The organism is Luteimicrobium sp. NPDC057192 (assembly GCF_042670205.1).
Classification (GTDB): Bacteria; Actinomycetota; Actinomycetes; order Actinomycetales; family Cellulomonadaceae; genus Luteimicrobium.
Map to the genome: position 1 here is coordinate 1 of NZ_JBHUWD010000005.1, position 17623 is coordinate 17623.

A 17623-nucleotide genomic window follows, 5' to 3' on the forward strand; every position below is an offset into this window, starting at 1 on the left:
GATACCGACCCGGGCTCGGTATCTCGGCCGGATCTCGGTATCTCGCGGGGAAGGGCGGGTGGGGTCCGTGGCGACGTCGGCGGGAACTGCCGCGGGGCGGGAGCAGGTGGTGTCGTGGCCTGGGGCACCGGCCCACGGTCCCGCACCCCGCCCGCGCGCCGGGCGCGGCGGTGCACCCGCGGTGCGTGACGTCGTCGGGCGGGCGGCTGGGGGTGGGCCTCGGCCCGCGTCAGCCGGGGAAGGCGGCCGCCTCGACGCCCGTCGCGACGGACAGCCAGGTCGCTCCGGTGGCCCGGCGTCCGAAGAGCTCGTGAGCCGTCGTCACCGCGTACAACGACGACTCGCCCCGGCCCGACGCGATCGACTCGACGTCCGAGACGGACGAGAGCGACCGCGCGTAGTCGGCGACCGGCACGACGTTGACCGTCGGGCTCGTCGCGGTCCCCGCCCGGCCGAGCACCGCGAGGTCGTCCTCGTCGACCCACACGACCTGGCGCGCGTCGGTCAGCGTCGCGCCGACCGTGACCGGGTCGGACAGCCGGACCGGCGCACCCGCCCCGCTGCGGACGACCCCGGCGAGATCCACCTGGACGCCCGTGGCGCCCTCGGTCACGAGCGCGACGCGCGCGCCGTCGCGCGAGACCTGGACGGACCGAACCGTGCGGCCCTGCAGCCACGTCACCGCGAGCCGGACGTGCCGCCCGTCGCGGTCGAACAGCTCGAGGTGCCCGTCCTCGCCGCGGGCCGACCAGATCCAGCGGAAGCGGTCGACCGAGGGGCTCGCCAGCGCGTCGCCGGTCAGGAGCGTCCGACGGGCCTCGCCCGTGACCTGGACGAGCTGCGACGCCCCGACCCGGACGACCGCCGGGTTCCCGTTCGTCCCGACCGCGAGCGCCGTCACACCCGCGGGGGTGGAGACGGTGCCGTTCACGACCTCCTGCTTGCCGGTCGCCGACTGCAGCAGGCGCACCCGGTCGCCCGTGACGACGTACGGGTCGTCGCCCGGCGACGGGTCGCGCGACAGGCTCGCCGGACCGGTGACCTTCAGGGGGCTCCCCGCGACCTCCAGGCGCACGGACCGCACCTGCGGGAACTGGGTGAGGACCGCCGTGAGCTGCTGGAGCAGCACGGCCCGGTCGGTGCCGGACGCGGTGAGCGCCGGCGCCGTCAGGTCGACGGTCGCGACGCCGTCCTCGTCGACGGCGACCGCGTCGACGCTCAGCGTCGTGCCCTCGGGCACCACGGAGTCGACCGAGTCGCGCAGCCACGCCACCGGACCCTGGAGCACGGCCTGCACGGACTGCGTCTGGGCGGTGCGCTGCGGGAACCACCGCACGTCGGGGACGAGGACCTGGTGGTCCGTCGTCGGGAAGTAGACGCTCACCGACCGGTACACGTACTCGAAGTTCGCCGCGGACATCTCGATACCGTCGTCGAGCTCGGTGATCCGCCACTGGCCGTCCTGGTCGGCCTCGAGCGTGAACGTGAGGTCCTTGGTGCGGTTCGGCGCCTCCTGCTGGAACTCCCCGTCCGACGCGACGGTCGCGAGCGAGGCGAGCCCGCCGTGCACGACGGTGCGCGCGCCCGGCGTCGGCGTCGGGGCGGCGGCCTTGCGGGCGCTCGCGGGCGTGGCCTGCGCGGCCGTCCGGACGGTGAGCGTCGGCTCGCCCGAGAAGACCGTCACCGAGTCCCACGGGTCCCAGCCGGTGGCGTCGGGCGCGAGGAACTCCTTCGCGACGGTGAAGTCGTCGCCGACGCCGGCCGCCTGCGCGTCGATGAACCCGCGGACGATCTCCAGCGGCGACGCGCCCTCCTGCGGGGAGTCGGGCGTGCCGAGGTAGACCGGCCCCGGTCCCGGGACCGCGGTGGTGCCGGCGTGGACGCCGCCCGTGACGGGCAGCGACGAGCACGCCGCGAGGACGGCCACGACGGTGGCCGCGAGCAGCGCCGCGCCGCGGCGGCTCCACGTGGCGCGCCGGGACGACGGCGCAGGTGTGGGTCCGGATCTCACGGGACCTCCTCGCCGTCGGTGCCGAGCACGTCGCGGTGGGCCCCGACCGTGAGGTCGGGCAGCGACGACGGGCCGCTGGTCTCGCGCCGGTCCGCCCCGGTCGCGGTGCCGAGCTCGACGTGCGCCTGCGCGGGCCAGGAACGCGGCACGTCGCTCGACGGCGCGAGCGGCAGCGGGGAGCCGACGAGCTGGATCCCGGCCCGGCGCGGCAGCGTGAGCCGGAACGCGGCGCCGCGCGCCGGGCGGCCCCACACCTCGAGCCACCCGCCGTGCAGGTGCGCGTCCTCGAGGGCGATCGCGAGGCCCAGCCCGGTGCCGCCCGTCGTGCGGGCGCGCGCCGGGTCGGCCCGCCAGAACCGGTCGAACACGTGCTCGCTCTCCCGTTCCGTGAGCCCCACGCCGAAGTCGCGGACGACCACGGCCACGGCGTCGTCGTCGCCGCCCACGTTGATCTCCACGGGCCGGCCCTCGGCGTGCTCGATCGCGTTCACCACGAGGTTGCGCAGCACGCGCTCGATCCGGCGCGGGTCCAGGTCGGCGACGACCGGGTCGGGCGGGAGCTGGACCGAGACCCAGACGTCCTTGCGCTCGGCGAGCGTCAGGACGTTCTCGACGACGCCGTCCACGATCTTCGACAGGTTCGCCCGCTCGGCCTCCAGCCCGACGGCGCCGGCGTCGAACCGGGAGATCTCGAGCAGGTCGGCGAGCAGCTCCTCGAACCGGTCGACCTGGGCACGCAGCAGCTCCGCGGACCGGCGCGCGGCCGGCGAGAAGTCCTCGCTCGACTCGTGCAGGACGTCGCCGGCCATCCGGATGGTCGTGAGCGGCGTGCGCAGCTCGTGGGACACGTCCGAGACGAACCGCCGCTGCAGCGTCGAGAGCTCCTCCCACCGCGCGATCTGGACCTGGAGAGACTCGGCCATCCCGTTGAACGCGCGGCCCAGCGTCGCCATCTCGTCGGTGCCGCGCACAGCGAGGCGCTCGTCGAGGTGACCGTCGGCGAGGCGGCCGGCCACCCGCGCCGCGTTGCGCACGGGCGCCACGACCTGGCGCGTCACGAGGAAGGTCGAGATGCCGACCAGGCCCAGGAGCACGACCGCCCCGATCACGAGGACACCCTGGATGAACCGGAGCGTGTCCTCGTCGTCCTGCATGGAGTACAGGTAGTAGAGCTCGAAGGTCCCGACGATCGGCACCTGGACCGTCGACCCCACGACGACGCCCGGTTCGACCGAGCCGTCGGCCTGCGGGATCCCCACCGACTGCCAGTACTGACCGCTGCCCTGCTCCACCTCGTTGCGCAGGTCGGACGAGATCAGCGGCAGGTAGCTCGCCGCGGACATCGCGTCGGTGACCGAACCGGCCGTCGTCGAGCCGGCGGGCTTGAGGAGGAACACGTCGCGGTTGCCCGAACCGCCGGTCTGCAGGCGCAGGACGGTGTCGTTGAGGAGCTGCTGCACCTCGGTCGAGTCCTTCGCGGACGCCGACGTGAACGTCGACTGCGTCTCCTGCGTCGACCGCTGCGACTCGAGCAGCACCTGGTCGACCCGCCGCTCGAACAGACCGTCCCGGACCGACTGCGAGAGGTAGGCGCCCAGCGTGAGGATGGCGAGGAAGCCGATGACGAGGGCCGTCGTGACGACCCGCACCTGGAGCGACGCCCGCCAGCCCTCGACGACGCGCCGGGGCAGCGCGAGGCACCAGCGCGAGACGCGGCGCCACGCCAGGCGCGCCCGCACCCCGAGCCCGCGGCTCGACCGTCGCCCCGCTACCACCCGCACCGTCCTCGTCCTCGCGTCCCGACCCTTCTCCCCGACCGACAGCACCCCCGACGGGCTCAGCCCTGCGTCGTCGCCCCGGCCTTGTACCCGACGCCGCGCACGGTCAGGACGATCTCCGGGTTCTCCGGGTCGTGCTCGACCTTGGACCGCAGGCGCTGGACGTGGACGTTGACGAGCCGCGTGTCCGCGGCGTGCCGGTAGCCCCAGACCTTCTCCAGGAGGACCTCGCGGCTGAACACCTGCCACGGCTTGCGCGCGAGCGCGACGAGCAGGTCGAACTCGAGGGGCGTGAGCGCGATCGCCGCGCCGTCCCGCGTGACCCGGTGTCCCGTGACGTCGATCTCGACGTCCGCGACCTTGAGGACCTCGGGCATCGGGTCCTCGCTGCGGCGCAGGCGCGCCCGGATCCGCGCCACGAGCTCCTTGGGCTTGAACGGCTTGGAGATGTAGTCGTCGGCGCCCGACTCGAGGCCCGTCACGACGTCCACCGTGTCGCTCTTGGCCGTCAGCATGATGATGGGCGTGCCCGACTCGGCCCGGATCTCACGGCACACCTCCGTGCCGTCCTTGCCGGGCAGCATGAGGTCGAGCAGCACGAGGTCCGGCTGCGACGCACGGAACACGCCCAGCGCGGCGTCGCCGTCGGCGCAGAACACGGGTTCGAAACCCTCGGACTTCAGCACGATGCCGATCATCTCGGCGAGGGCGGTGTCGTCGTCGACCACCAGCACACGAGCTCTCATGCCCGAAGTCTGTCATGAGCCGCCGACCCCCGGGGGCAGGCACGACGGCGCTGCCGCGGCCCTTCCGGCGCGGCACGGCCGGGCGGCGCGGGACGCCGTGGGGGCGAACGGCTAGGGTTGCCGCACGCAGGGCAGGCGGCGTGCCGCACCACCTGCGCCGCGGCGCAGCGCCGGACCGTCGGCACGGTCCGCGCGGCCGGACCCGACGACGCGACCCGAGGACCGATGAGCACACCCGACAGCGGGCCCGAGCAGCCCACCGGCGACGAGCGCCCGGCGCCCCCGCCGCAGCCCCGGTACGGGCAGTACGCGCCCGGGTACGGGCCCGCTGGTGCGACGCCGCCGGGTCAGCCGGCGCCCGGTCAGCCGGGCGCGGGCCAGCCCGCCCCCGGCCAGTACGGGCCGCCGGGCTACGGGCAGCCTGCGGCGGGGCAGCCCGGCTACGGCCAGCCGTCCTCCGGGCAGCCTCGGTACGGGCAATACGGCGCCGGCTACGGCCAGCAGACGTACGGGCAGCCGACCTACGGGCCGCCCGGGTACGGGCCGCCCGGGGCGCCGCCGCTCGCGCCCGCGGACCAGCGCCCGGGGATCGTCCCGCTGCGCCCGCTCGGGCTCGGCGACGTGTACGACGGCGCGTTCCGCGCGATCCGCCACAACCCCAAGGTCGTCCTCGGGCTGCCGGCGCTGCTGTCCGTCTTCTCGGCGACCGTGTCCGCCGTCGCCGCGTGGCTCGCGCTGGGCCAGCTGTCGTGGCTGTACGACGTCCTCGACGACGTCAGCACCGGACGGACGACGTCGGTCGAGGACCCGTCGGCGTCGACCGTGTGGGGGCTGGGGCTGCTGTTCCTCGCGGCGGTCGTGGTGCAGGTCGTCGTGAGCGTCCTCGCGAACGGGCTGGTCATCTCGAGCGTCGGTCGCTCGGTGCTCGGCCGGGTCGCCACGCCGGGCGAGGTGTGGACCGCCGTGCGCGGTCGCCGCCTGGGCGGTCTCGTGGTGCTGTCGCTGTTCACGTCGGCCATCCCTGTCGCCGCCCTGGCCGTCTGGCTCGTGCTCCTCGTCCTGATCGCGCAGGCGTCCACGGGCGCGGCGGTCGCGTTCGGGGTGGTCGGGTTCCTCGCGCTCCTCGTGGGCCTCGTCTGGTTCTGGGTGCACGTCGTGTTCGCGGCGCCCGCCTACGTGCTCGAGCGCGTCGGACCGCGCCAGGCGATCGGGCGCGCGTGGGCCCTGGTGCGCGGGTCGTTCTGGCGCGTCTTCGGGATCGTGGTGCTGACGCTCGTCATCACCTACCTGATGTCGTACATCGTGCAGATCCCGTTCAGCATCCTCGCGTCGGTCGTCGGGCTCGGCACCGCGTCCTCGGACTCGCTGTCCGGCGGCGCGCTCGTGGCCTACCTCGTCGGTTCGGGCGTCGGCGCGCTGGTCGCGAGCACGCTCGCGACGGCGTTCCTCGGCAGCGTCGTCGCGCTCCTCTACATCGACCAGCGGATGCGGCGCGAGGGCCTCGACGTCGCGCTCGCCGCCGCGGCCGCGGCACCCGGCCCGACCGACCCCGGCCAGCCCCCGGCCTCGACCCCGCCGCCCACGCAGCCGGGGATGTGGGACGGCTCGGGCGGCCCGACGCCGCCGGGGTCCTCGGGGCTGTGACCGCCGTCGGCCTGCTCGTGCGCGCGTCCGGGGTGCGGCTCGACGGGCCGCCCGTGACCCCGGACGGCCCGACGGCGCAGCGCTGGGCGGTCGACGAGCTGTCCCGGCCCGAGTACCACCAGCGCGAGTCGCTCCTGGTCCGCTTCCTGCACTGGCTCGGTGAGCTGTTCGACGGCGCCCCGACGCTCGGGATGCCACCCGGGTGGGCGGCGGTCGTCGTCGTGGCGGTGGTGCTCGCCGTCGTGGGCGGCGCCCTGGTGATCGCGGGCCCGGTGCGCCGCACCCGGCGCGTGCGCACCGCTCGCCCGGTCTTCGACGACGCCGCCCGGTCCGCGGCGGAGCTGCGCGCGCTCGCCGACGAGGCCGCCGCCCGCGGGGCCTGGGACGAGGCCGTCGTCGAGCGCTTCCGGGCGCTCGTCCGTGGGCTCGAGGAGCGGGTCGTCCTCGCCGAGGTGCCGGGTCGCACCGCCGACGAGGCGGCGCGCGACGCGTCCGGGGCGTTCGACGACGACCTCGCCCCGGGCCTCGAGTCCGCGGCCCGCACGTTCGACGACGTCCGCTACGGCGGCCGCCACGCCGGCCCCGACGACGACGCCGCCCTCCGGCGCCTCGACGAGGCGCTCCGGGCGCGCGCACCCCGCCGCGCCGACGTCCCCGTGGGGGCGGACGCATGAGCGCGGGCCGGCCCGGCACGACCGCCGCTCCCCCGGTACCGGCGTCGACCGACCCGTTCGGGGCGCCCGTGCCGCAGCGTCACCCGGGCGGCTCCGGCCCGGTGCGCGGCGACGGCACCACCACGCGCACGAGGGCCGCCCGCCGGTGGCGCGCCGTCCGCTGGGTCGTGGCCCTGCTCCTGCTCGGCGCGTTCGTCACGCTCCTCCTGGCGCTGCTGCGGCCGCCGTCGTCGGACGTGCCCTTCGCACCCGACGCGGCCGGGCCGGACGGGAGCCGCGCCGTCGCGCAGATCCTGGGGCATCACGGCGTCCACGTGACGTACACGCGGTCGGCCGAGGACGCCGCGCGACGCGCGACCGCCAGCACGACGCTCGCGGTGCTCCCCGGCGACACGACGGGCGACGACCTCAGCGACGCCGACCTGCGGCTCCTCGCGGGGACCGACGCCGACCTCGCGATCCTCGGCCCGAGCGACGCGTCGCTGACCGCCCTCGCTCCCGAGCTGACGTGGGGCTACGGCGGTGGCTTCGTCACGACGAGCTCCGCGAGCTGCTCCGACCCGGACGCGCGCGCCGCCGGGACGATCACGAGCGCGGGCGGAGGTCTGACCGCGCTCGACCCCGGCGACCCGGGCGTCACCACCTGCTTCCCGCCCGAGGCCGCCGAGCGCGGCACGGGCTCGTACGCGGTCGTCGACGGCGCTCGCCGGGTGGCCGTGCTCGACGACCCCGCCATCGCCACGAACGCGCACCTCGCCGAGGCGGGCAACGCGGCGCTCGTCCTGCGGATGCTGGGCCGGGACGCCGAGCTCGTCTGGCTGGTCCCCGAGCGCGACCGTGCCGCCGACGCGTCCGGCACCACCGGGGTGGCCGCGCTGCTCCCGCCGGGCTCGGGCGCCGTGGCGGCCTGGCTCCTCGTGGTCGCGGCCGTCGCCGTCGTGTGGCGCGGCCGGCGGCTCGGCCCGCTCGTCCCCGAGGACCTGCCCGTCGTGGTCCGCGCCTCCGAGGCGACGCGAGGCCGCGGCCGCCTGTACCGGGCGGGCGGCTCGCGCGGCCACGCGGCCGCCGGGCTGCGGGCCGCGACCGCGTCCCGCCTCGGCACCCGCCTCGGCGTGCCCGCCGGGGCGGCCCCCGACGCGCTCGTCGACGCGGTGGTCCGCGCGACCGGGCGCCCCGCGACCGACGTCCACGGGCTGCTGTACGGCCCACCCCCGCCCGACGACGCCGCGCTGCTCACGCTCGCGCGGCACCTCGACGACCTGGAGAGCGAGGTCCGACCGTGACCGACACCCCGAACGTTCCCCCCGCGGAGCAGCCGCCCGCGCCGGCGCCGGCCGCCCCCGCAGCCCGGGCCGCCGACGCGGCGCCCGCCCCCGACCTCTCCCTCCAGCACGCCCTGGCGAGCGTGCGCACGGAGGTCGGCAAGGCCGTCGTCGGGCAGGACGCCGCCGTCTCGAGCCTGCTCGTGGCGCTGCTGTGCCAGGGCCACGTGCTCCTCGAGGGGGTCCCCGGGGTCGCCAAGACCCTGCTGGTCCGCACGCTCGCGGCGGCCCTCACGCTCGACACCAAGCGCGTCCAGTTCACGCCCGACCTCATGCCCGGCGACGTCACGGGCTCGCTCGTGTACGACGCCCGGACCGCGGCCTTCTCGTTCCGTGAGGGGCCGGTCTTCACGAACCTCCTGCTCGCGGACGAGATCAACCGCACCCCGCCGAAGACGCAGGCGTCCCTCCTCGAGGCCATGGAGGAGCGCCAGGTGTCGGTCGACGGCCAGCCGCGGCCCCTGCCCGACCCGTTCCTGGTGATCGCGACCCAGAACCCCGTCGAGTACGAGGGCACCTACCCGCTGCCCGAGGCCCAGCTCGACCGGTTCCTCCTCAAGGTCGAGCTGCCGATCCCCGAGCGGTCGGCCGAGGTCGAGGTCCTCGCCCGCCACGCCGCCGGGTTCGACCCGCGCGACCTCGCGGCCGCGGGCGTGCGCCCCGTCGCCGGAGCCGCCGAGCTGGCGCGGGCCCGGGCCGGTGTTCGGACGGTCCAGGTGGCGCCCGAGGTGCTCGGGTACGTCGTCGACGTCTGCCGCGCCACGCGCACGTCCCCGTCGCTGTCGCTCGGCGTCTCGCCCCGAGGCGCGACCGCGCTGCTCGCGACCGCGCGCGCGTGGGCGTGGCTCTCGGGCCGGGGCTACGTCACGCCCGACGACGTGAAGACCCTCGCGCACCCGACGCTGCGTCACCGCGTCCGCCTGCGGCCCGAGGCCGAGCTCGAGGGCGTGACCGCCGCGAGCGTCCTCGACTCCGTGCTGGCGTCGGTCCCGGTGCCGTGGTGAGGCTGGTCCGGGTGGGCACCGCCCGACGCCGCCCGCGGCGGCACGCGTGATCGTCACCTGGCGGGCGGTCGCGCTCGCGGGCGTGCTCACGCTCGCGGTGCTCGTCGCTCCCCACGCGGCCACCGTGCTCGTGGCCACGCTCGTCGTCGTGCTCGCCTGCGCGGTCGACGTCGCGTGGGCAGCGAGCCCGCGCGACGTGGTGATCGAGCGCGAGGTCACGCCGTCGGCGGTGCGGCTCGGCGGGACGGCGCGCAGCGTGCTGACGCTCCGCAACGGGTCCCGGCGTGCGCTGCGCGGGATCGTCCGCGACGCCTGGGTGCCGTCCGCGGGGACCCACGAGAACCGTCACCCTCTCGCGCTGGCTCCCGGCGAGGCGACGCGCACCAGCACCCGCCTCGTCCCGGAGCGCCGCGGCGACCGCGCGGCCGGCGCCGTGACGGTCCGCTCGCTCGGCCCGCTGCGTCTGGCCGGCCGGCAGGCCTCCCTGCCCGTCCGCGGTCGCCTGCGCGTCCTGCCCGAGTTCGCGTCCCGCAAGCACCTGCCCTCCCGCCTCGCCCGGCTCCGCGAGCTCGACGGCCGGGCGACCGTCCAGGTGCGCGGCGAGGGGACCGAGTTCGACTCGCTGCGCGAGTACGTCATCGGCGACGACGTCCGGTCCATCGACTGGCGCGCGACCGCTCGCCGGGGGGACGTCGTCGTGCGGACGTGGCGGCCCGAGCGGGACCGGCGCGTCGTCGTCGTGCTCGACACCTCCCGCACCGCCGCGGCCCGCGTCGGCGACCAGCCGCGTCTCGACGCCGGCATCGAGGCGGCGCTCCTGCTCGCCGCGCTCGCGTCGCACGCCGGCGACCGCGTCGACGTGCTCGCCTACGACCGGTCCGTCCGGGCGCGGGTCCGCGGGGCCGCCGGGACCCGGCTGCTGCCCACGCTCGCCGAGGCACTCGCGACGATCGAGCCCGCCCTCGTCGAGGCGGACTGGCCCGGGCTCGTCGGGCAGGTGCGGGCCCTGGTGTCGCAGCGCGCGCTCGTCGTGCTCGTGACGACCCTCGACCCGGCCGCCGTCGAGACCGGGCTGCTGCCCGTCGTCGGGCCGCTCGCCGCGCGGCACCAGGTGCTCGTCGCGTCCGTCGCGGACCCCGAGCTCGACGCGCTGCGGACCGCCCGGGAGACCAGCGCCGAGGTGTACGACGCCGCCGCGGCCGAGCGCGTGGGGCTCGAGCGTGCGGCGGTCGCCGGGATCCTGAGGCAGCGCGGTGCGGAGGTCGTCGAGGCGGGGCCGGACGCGCTGGCCCCGCGCGTCGCGGACGCGTATCTCGCGCTCAAGGCGGCCGGCCGCCTCTGACCGCGCGACCTGTCAGAAGCTCACGGCAGCAGGGTGCCGTCACGTTCTGACACGCCCGAACCGACACCCGCATGTCAGAACTTCACGGCAGCAGGGTGCCGCCAGTTTCTGACAGGTCGCGCGGGTAGGCTCGAGCCATGGCCCGCCTGACCGCCGAGCAACGCCGACGCCGCACCGCGATCATCGCGATCGTGGCGCTGCTCGCGACGTTCGTGATCCCGTTCCTCGCGGTGGTCCTCACCTGAGCGTGTCGAGCCCGACCCCGTCTCCGGCCGCCCCGGCGACCTCCCCGACGCCCGACGCGCCGGGCGCTCACGCGCTCGTCCTGGCCCGCACGCTCCTCGTCGCGGCCACGAGCGTCGTCCTCGCGGCGGGCGCGCACGCGCTGTGCGGCGGCGGCCTGCCGGGCGGTCTGGGCCTGGTCGCCGTCACCGCGGCCGCGGCGCTGACGGGCGCCCTGTGCGCCCGCGCCCGCCTGCGGGCGGCCGTCACCGTCCCCGCCCTGCTCGCGCTCCAGCTTCTCGCCCACGCGGCGTTCTCCGTCCTCCCGTCCGGCCCGACGACGGCGCTCGCCCCCGCAGGAACGCTCGCCGCCCACGCCGGTCACCTCGCCCACGCCGGGCCGGCGCTCCGGGGGGCGACACCGTCGGCCGCCGCCGGCACAGGCCACCTCGGGCACTCCCACGCCCTCCTGGCGGGCCTCACGGGCACGCCCGGCGACCGCGCGATGCTGGCCGCCCACCTCGCGGCCACCCTGGCGGTCGCCGCCCTGCTCGTCGTCGGCGACGCCGCGGCGCTCCGCACGTTCGGGTGGTGGGCCCGCACGCTGCCCGCGGTGCTCGCCGTCGCTGCGCGTCCTCTGCCGCGGATCCGCCGGATCGTGGCGCCCCCGCCCGCTCCCGCCGCGCCGCGTGGCCGGGTGGTCGCGGGCCCGCTCCTGCGTCGCGGGCCGCCGCCGGTGCTCGCGTAGCCGACGGGCACCGGTCCGTCGTGCCAGCGCGCCCGGACCACCTGACGTCACGACCCGTGGAGCACCACCATGACCTCGCCCTCCTCAGGGCTGCCCGTCGCCGGGCAGCCCTCGTCCGCCGTGCCCAGCGACCTCTCGCCGAGGTCCGGGCCGCCGCCCGGCCCCCGGCCCCCTGTCCACGACCAGGACGCCCCGCCGCCTCGCCCGGTCCCGCCGGGCGCCGTCCTGCTGGCGGCAGCACCCCTGTGTCTCGTCGCGCTGCTCGTCGCCCTGTCGTTCACCGGAGCGCTGCGGGGCGTGAGCGTCCTCGACGCCGGACCCGTGGTCGACGTCGGGCTCCCGGTCGCACGGGCGGTCCAGGACGGCGCGGCCGCGGTGACGATCGGCTTCCTGGTCCTCGCTGCGACGGCGATCCCGGGCGCTCGTTCCGGCTCGCGCGTCCTCGGCCGGTCGCAGTGGGTCGCGACGCGGTGGGCGGTGCGCGCGGGCGCCGTCTGGCTGGTCGCGCTCCTCGCGAACCTCGTGCTCGAGGCCGCGGACATCATGGGGGTCCCGCTCTCGTCGCCGGGCTTCCCGCACCAGGTCGTGTTCCTGTCCCTGCACGTCGAGCTGGGCCAGACCCTCCTCGTCTCGGCCGCCCTCGTGGGTGTCACGCTCGTCGTGCTGCTCGCGAGCCGCCGGACGACAGCGGTCGGGATCGCCGCGGTGCTCGCCCTGGCGGCGCTCCTGCCGCTCGCGCTCGGCGGCCACGCCGCGGGCAGCGCGGAGCACGGCAACGCCGTGAACGCGCTCGCCGTGCACCTGCTCGGCGTCACGGTGTGGCTCGGCGGGCTCGTCGCGCTCGTCGTGCTGCGCGGCACGCTCGGCCGGTCGCTGCCGGTCGTGACGCAGCGCTACTCGACTGTCGCGGGACTCGCGTTCGTCGCGGTCGCCGCGTCCGGCGTCGTCAACGCGTGGCTGCGGCTGCAGTCGCCGGCGGACCTGGTCACCACGCCGTACGGCGTGCTCATCCTGGTGAAGTGCCTCGCGCTGACCGCGCTCGGGCTGATGGGCTGGTGGCACCGGCGGCGGACGATCCCCGCGCTGCGCCGCGGCGACCGGGCCGCGTTCCTGCGGCTCGCGCTCGTCGAGGCGCTCGTCATGGCGGTCACGCTCGGGGTCTCCGTGGCCCTGTCCCGCAGCGCCCCGCCCGTCGCCCAGAACCCCATCACCGGCGACGTGCGCTACGAGCTGCTGGGCTTCCGCTCCCCGCCGCCCGTGACGCTCGTCCGGATGCTGACCGCGTTCCACCTCGACTGGGCGTTCGCGGCGCTCGCGCTGACGATGGCCGGACTGTACGTGGCCGCCGTCGTCCGGCTGCGCCGCCGGGGGGACCGCTGGTCCGCCGGCCGCACCTCGGCGTGGCTCCTGGGGTGCTTCCTGCTGCTGTACTGCACGTCGGGCGGACCGGCCGTCTACGGGTCCGTGCAGTTCAGCACCCACATGGTCCTGCACATGGGGCTCATGATGTTCGTGCCGCTGCCGCTCGTGCTGGGCGCACCCGTGCTGCTGGCCCTGCGCGTGCTGCCGGCGCGCACCGACCACAGCCGCGGGCCGCGCGAGTGGATCCTCCTCGGCGTCCACTCCTGGTACGCGCGGATCCTCGCCCGGCCCGCGGTCGCGGGCGTGATCTTCGCGGGCAGCCTCGTCGCGTTCTACTTCACGGGCTGGTTCCAGGCCGCGCTCTTCGACCACCCCGTGCACGTGCTCATGCAGGTGCACTTCCTGCTCAGCGGGTACCTGTTCTTCTGGCTGCTCGTCGGCGCGGACCCCGGTCCCGAGCGCCCCGCCCCGCCCCTGCGGCTCGTCGTGCTGCTGGTCACGCTCACCTTCCACGCGTTCTTCGGGATCGCGCTCATGTCGACGGACGCGCTCATCGCCGCCGACTGGTGGCACGCGATGGGATACACGAGCGACGCCGCGCTGCTCGCGGACCAGCACAGCGCCGGCGGGATCGCGTGGGGCGCGGGCGAGTTCCCGACGTTCCTCGCCGCCGTGATCGTGGCGGTGCAGTGGCAGGCCTCGGACAAGCGCGAGGCGCGCCGCAAGGACCGGCAGGCGGACCGGGACGGCGATGCCGAGCTCGTGGCGTACAACGCGCAGCTCGCCGCGCTCGCGGCACGGGACGCGGCACGCGACGCCCGCGGATGACGCGGCGTGCGGCGGCGTCGGGTCAGGCCGCGACCGGCCGGACGTCGCCCGCGCGGTCGGCGTCGAGGTCGCCCGTCTCGCCCGAGCGCGCCGCGCGGCCACCGAGCACGAGCACGTAGACCCAGAACGCGGCCAGCGCGAGCGCCCCGACGGCGAGCTTGAACCACTCGGGCAGCCCGGAACCGGTCACGAACCCCTCGATCAGGCCCGAGACCGCGAGCGCCACGACGAGCGTGATCGCGACCGTGAGCAGCGAGCGCCCCTCCTCCGCGAGCGCCCGCGACCGGGGACGCGGGCCGGGGTCGACGAGCGTCCAGAAGATCCGGAGCCCCGCGGCGCCCGCCGTGAACAGGGCCGTGAGCTCGAGCATCCCGTGCGGGAGGATCGAGGCGAAGAAGTCGTCGAGGCGCCCGTAGGTGGCCATGAGCCCGCCGACCGACCCCACGTTCACCGCGTTCGTGAACAGCACCCACAGCGGCCCGATCCCGGTGATGCCGAGCGCGACGCAGAGGGCGGAGAGCCAGGCGTTGTTGGTCCAGACCACGCTCGCGAACGTGCTGCCGGGCGCGTAGTAGTCGGTGAAGTCGTGCAGCGCGTACTGGTCGCGGGCGGACTTCGGGCCGAGCGCGGCGAGCGCGCCGTCGTCGGTCGCGACCCACCAGCCCACGACGACCGCGACGGCCACCGACGCCGCGGCGACCCCGGCGATCCACCACCGGATCCGGTAGAGCGCGGCCGGGGCGGTCACGACGGCGAACCGCGCGAGGTCCGACCAGGCGGGCTCGTGCGCGCCCGCGAGCCGGGCCCTCGCCCGTGCCAACGACCCGGAGAGGTTCGCGACGATCGTCGGGTCGGGCGCGGTCGAGCGGATGGTCGACAGGTCGGTCGCGACGGCCTGGTAGAGCCGCGCGAGCTCGTCGGCCTCGGCGCCGTCGAGCCGGCGCCGCCGGGCCAGCTCGTCGAGGCGCGCCCACTGGTCGGCGCGCGCGGCGGTGAGGGCGTCGAGGTCCACGGCGCCACCCTCCCACACCCTTCCCCCGAGCGGGGCCGGCGACCGGTACGCTCGCCGCGTGGAGGCTCCCGCGGACGGCGTGCTCATCGGCGAGGCCGTCGTGCTCGAGACGCGGCCGGCGGCATTCGCGTCCAGGATGCTCGCGGGCCTGCTCGACCTCGTGGTCCTCGGCGTCCTGGCGGTCGCGGGGCTGATCGCGCTCGACGCGCTCGCCTCCGACGCGACGGCTCCCGCGCTGTCGATCGTCCTGCTCGCGCTCCTGCTCGTGGGTGTCCCGACGACGGTCGAGACGCTGAGCCGTGGACGCTCCCTCGGCAAGCTCGCCGTGGGCACGCGGGTGGTCCGCGACGACGGCGGCCCGGTCCGGTTCCGGCAGGCGTTCGTGCGGGCGCTCGTGGGCGTGGTCGAGATCTGGCTGACCTTCGGGTCGATCGCGCTGATCGTCAGCCTCTGCAACGCGAAGGGGAAGCGCGCTGGCGACTACCTCGCGGGCACGTACGTGCTGCGCGTCCGGGGCGGCCCGGGGCTCGCGCCGCTCCCGCCCGTCCCACCCCAGCTCGTGGCGTGGGTCCGCACCGCCGACGTCGCCCGGCTGCCCGACGGCCTGGCGCTCGCGGCCCGGCAGTTCCTCGGGCGGGCCGCCGGCATGGCACCGGCGAGCCGGGCCCGCGTCGGCACCGACCTGGCCGCACGCGTCGAGCGCTTCGTCGCCCCCGGCCCCCCGTGGGGCACCCCGCCCGAGCCGTTCCTCACCGCGGTCCTGACCGAGCGCCGCGAGCGCGAGCACGGTGCCGCGCTGCGCGCCACGCACGTGCAGCACGAGGTCGCCGACCGGGTCTCGCGCCTGCCGTTCGGCGTCCCGGACCCGCGGCGCTGAACGCGCCCCGTGGGCGACGTCGGCACCCCAGCACCGGACGCGCTCGAAGCCGCCACACTTTCCGTCCACAGGCTTCGGCTCGACGCTTCAGGAACGTCACCCACGCGTGGCAGAGTGTGCGCGTGACCTCGACGACGACCTCCTGCGGCACCCGGGCGACCCTCCGCGGGACGCTCGCGTCCGTGCTCACCGCGCTCGCCGTCGTCGTCGGGGCGGTGGGCCTCGCGGCACCCGCGGAGGCGGCCACCACGACCGTGACCCTCACGGGGCCGACGTCCGCGTGGAGCGACCAGGCGGTCACCCTCACCACCACCTGGAAGATCGGCGGCAAGGGCCACCGCGGCACCGTCACGCTGCAGAGGAAGTCCGGGACGACGTGGGTCAAGGTCGCCGCGAAGACGACGACCACGTCCGGGGTCGCGAAGTTCGCCGTCAAGCGGACCGCGACCACGACGTACCGGACGCTCACCTCGACGCGGAAGTCGTCGAACGCGCGCACGGTCACGGTGAAGGCCGCGTACACGCTGACGAGCACCGCGGGGTCGACCATCATGGCCGGGACGGGCAAGACGTTCGCCCTCGTCTACCGTCACCACGGCGTCGGCGCGACCGCGACGGCGCTCGTGGAGCGGCGCAGCGGGAGCAGCTGGGTCAAGGCCACGAGCGTCCGGATCACCTCCGGCCACGGCAGCGTGACGGTGCACCCGACCGTGACCACCGCCTACCGGTTCCACGTCGTCGGCAAGGTCGTGAGCGCGAGCCACGCGGTCACCGTGCGGCCGCCGTCGACGTTCACCGTCAGCGGGTCCGGCTCGGGTCACGGCGTCGGGCTGTCCCAGTACGGCGCGTACGAGACGGCGCTCACCAGCACGGGCACCAACACGCTCACGACCGCACAGTCGATCCTGCGCCACTACTACACGGGCACCACGGTCGGGGACGTCACGACCCCGGAGCGCATCAAGGTGCAGGTCTGGGGGCCCGAGCCCTACGGCTACTCTCCCGGCACGTACTCCGACACGGGGTCGACGACGACCCTGTCGTTCACGGGCTCCTGGTCCGTGACGAGCAGCGACCTGCGCTACTCCCTGACCGGGACGTCGGCGGAGAAGCTCCGGGTCACCGTCACGGGCACCGGGAGCGCAGCGAAGATCACGCTCACCGAGTTCACGGGCACCTCCGTGACCACCGGGACGATCCCGCCGCAGCCCGCCGCCACCGCGTCGTTCACGGCGACGTGGGCGTCCGGGCAGGCGTCGGTCAGCGGCGCCCAGGGCACCTACCGCAACGGCTCGCTCGTGATCACGGTCGTCGGCTCGCAGCCCAACGTCGTCAACGACGTGGCGTTCAACACCGAGTACCTCTACGGCATCGCGGAGATGCCGTCGTCGTGGGGGTCGGGCAAGGGCGCGGCGGCGCTCGAGGCGCAGGCGATCGTCGCGCGCACCTACGCGCTCAGCAAGCTCCGCTCCGTCAACCCGAAGTGCGGCTGCAACGTCGTCGACGACGTCCGCGACCAGAACTACACCGGCTGGAACAAGCAGGGCGAGGGCACCGACGCCGTCTACGGCAAGCTCTGGGTCGCGGCCGTGAACGCCACCGCGACGAGCGCGTCGAGCGCGCAGGCGGTCACCTCCGCGGGGAAGCCGATCCAGACGCCGTACTTCGCGGCGTCGGGCGGCCGGACGGCGGACAACGCCGACGTGTGGCAGGGCTCGACGGCGGGTCCGCAGCAGCCGTACCTGGTCTCGGTGAGCGACCCGGCGCGGTCCGCGCCCGGCAACCCGTACGCGTCGTGGACGCGCTCGATCACGCAGGCGCAGGCGAAGAAGATCTTCTCCTACGCGAGCGTGCCGCTCACGGACGTCAGGTCGATCGCGGTCTCGCAGAAGTACTCGAGCGGCCAGATCCGCGAGCTCAAGGGCACGTCGGCCGCCGGGAAGACCGCGACCGTCTCGGCCAGCCCGGAGTGGTGGCGGACCACGCTCGGCCTTCCCGCGGCATGGGTCACGTCGTTCACGCCGAAGCCGTGACGAGCGGCCGCGTGACGATC

The 17623-nt window shown here is 75.8% G+C and carries 13 protein-coding genes; 9 read left to right on the forward strand and 4 right to left on the reverse strand.

Translation table 11 applies throughout. The annotated features are described in order from the left end of the window. Positions 1-229: 229 nt before the first annotated feature. Genes ACFT5B_RS04075 through mtrA form a run of 3 tightly spaced genes read right to left on the reverse strand, consistent with a single transcriptional unit; the run spans position 230 to position 4535 of the window. Positions 230-2011 (reverse strand): LpqB family beta-propeller domain-containing protein, encoded by a 1782-nt coding sequence (locus ACFT5B_RS04075; RefSeq protein WP_386796699.1) that lies wholly within the window; start codon positions 2009-2011, stop codon positions 230-232. Next, positions 2008-3792, reverse strand: coding sequence for an MtrAB system histidine kinase MtrB (gene mtrB, locus ACFT5B_RS04080; protein WP_386796700.1), 1785 nt, complete (start codon positions 3790-3792; stop codon positions 2008-2010). The genes ACFT5B_RS04075 and mtrB overlap by 4 nt, the downstream gene beginning before the upstream one ends. A gap of 56 nt (positions 3793-3848) precedes the next feature. Further along, the gene (gene mtrA, locus ACFT5B_RS04085) at positions 3849-4535 is read right to left on the reverse strand and encodes an MtrAB system response regulator MtrA (RefSeq protein WP_386796701.1); all 687 of its coding nucleotides are present in this window, start codon (positions 4533-4535) and stop codon (positions 3849-3851) included. Positions 4536-4760: 225 nt separating this feature from the next. On the opposite strand from mtrA, the gene ACFT5B_RS04090 reads away from it, so the two are divergent. From ACFT5B_RS04090 to ACFT5B_RS04120, 7 genes are all read left to right on the forward strand, one after another. After that, entirely contained in the window at positions 4761-6179 is a 1419-nt protein-coding gene (locus ACFT5B_RS04090) for a hypothetical protein (protein WP_386796702.1), read from the forward strand. Next, positions 6176-6853, forward strand: coding sequence for a DUF4129 domain-containing protein (locus tag ACFT5B_RS04095; protein WP_386796703.1), 678 nt, complete (start codon positions 6176-6178; stop codon positions 6851-6853). Before ACFT5B_RS04090 ends, ACFT5B_RS04095 begins: the two co-directional genes overlap by 4 nt. Then, a complete protein-coding gene (locus ACFT5B_RS04100) occupies positions 6850-8136 on the forward strand; it encodes a DUF4350 domain-containing protein (protein ID WP_386796704.1) in 1287 nt (428 codons plus the stop codon). The genes ACFT5B_RS04095 and ACFT5B_RS04100 overlap by 4 nt, the downstream gene beginning before the upstream one ends. A 113-nt stretch (positions 8137-8249) precedes the next feature. Further along, complete coding sequence (locus ACFT5B_RS04105) at positions 8250-9179, forward strand: AAA family ATPase (RefSeq protein WP_386796805.1); 930 nt, start codon at positions 8250-8252, stop codon at positions 9177-9179. A 46-nt stretch (positions 9180-9225) separates the two neighbouring features. Further along, entirely contained in the window at positions 9226-10521 is a 1296-nt protein-coding gene (locus ACFT5B_RS04110; RefSeq protein ID WP_386796705.1) for a DUF58 domain-containing protein, read from the forward strand. A gap of 247 nt (positions 10522-10768) precedes the next feature. Continuing rightward, positions 10769-11491, forward strand: a complete 723-nt coding sequence (locus tag ACFT5B_RS04115) for a hypothetical protein (RefSeq protein WP_386796706.1) — start codon at positions 10769-10771, stop codon at positions 11489-11491. A gap of 69 nt (positions 11492-11560) precedes the next feature. Next, positions 11561-13681 carry a cytochrome c oxidase assembly protein gene (locus ACFT5B_RS04120; RefSeq protein WP_386796707.1) on the forward strand — a complete coding sequence of 707 codons (2121 nt, stop codon included), beginning with the start codon at positions 11561-11563 and terminating at the stop codon, positions 13679-13681. 22 nt (positions 13682-13703) lie between these two features. On the opposite strand, the gene ACFT5B_RS04125 is transcribed toward ACFT5B_RS04120, so the two are convergent. Continuing rightward, complete coding sequence (locus ACFT5B_RS04125) at positions 13704-14693, reverse strand: stage II sporulation protein M (protein WP_386796708.1); 990 nt, start codon at positions 14691-14693, stop codon at positions 13704-13706. A 58-nt stretch (positions 14694-14751) separates the two neighbouring features. Here ACFT5B_RS04125 and ACFT5B_RS04130 point away from each other — a divergent pair, with 58 nt between their 5' ends. Together ACFT5B_RS04130 and ACFT5B_RS04135 are read left to right on the forward strand one after the other, a co-directional pair. Next, the gene (locus ACFT5B_RS04130) at positions 14752-15570 is read left to right on the forward strand and encodes an RDD family protein (RefSeq protein WP_386796709.1); all 819 of its coding nucleotides are present in this window, start codon (positions 14752-14754) and stop codon (positions 15568-15570) included. A gap of 122 nt (positions 15571-15692) precedes the next feature. Next, the gene (locus ACFT5B_RS04135) at positions 15693-17603 is read left to right on the forward strand and encodes a SpoIID/LytB domain-containing protein (RefSeq protein ID WP_386796710.1); all 1911 of its coding nucleotides are present in this window, start codon (positions 15693-15695) and stop codon (positions 17601-17603) included. Positions 17604-17623 lie beyond the last annotated feature (20 nt).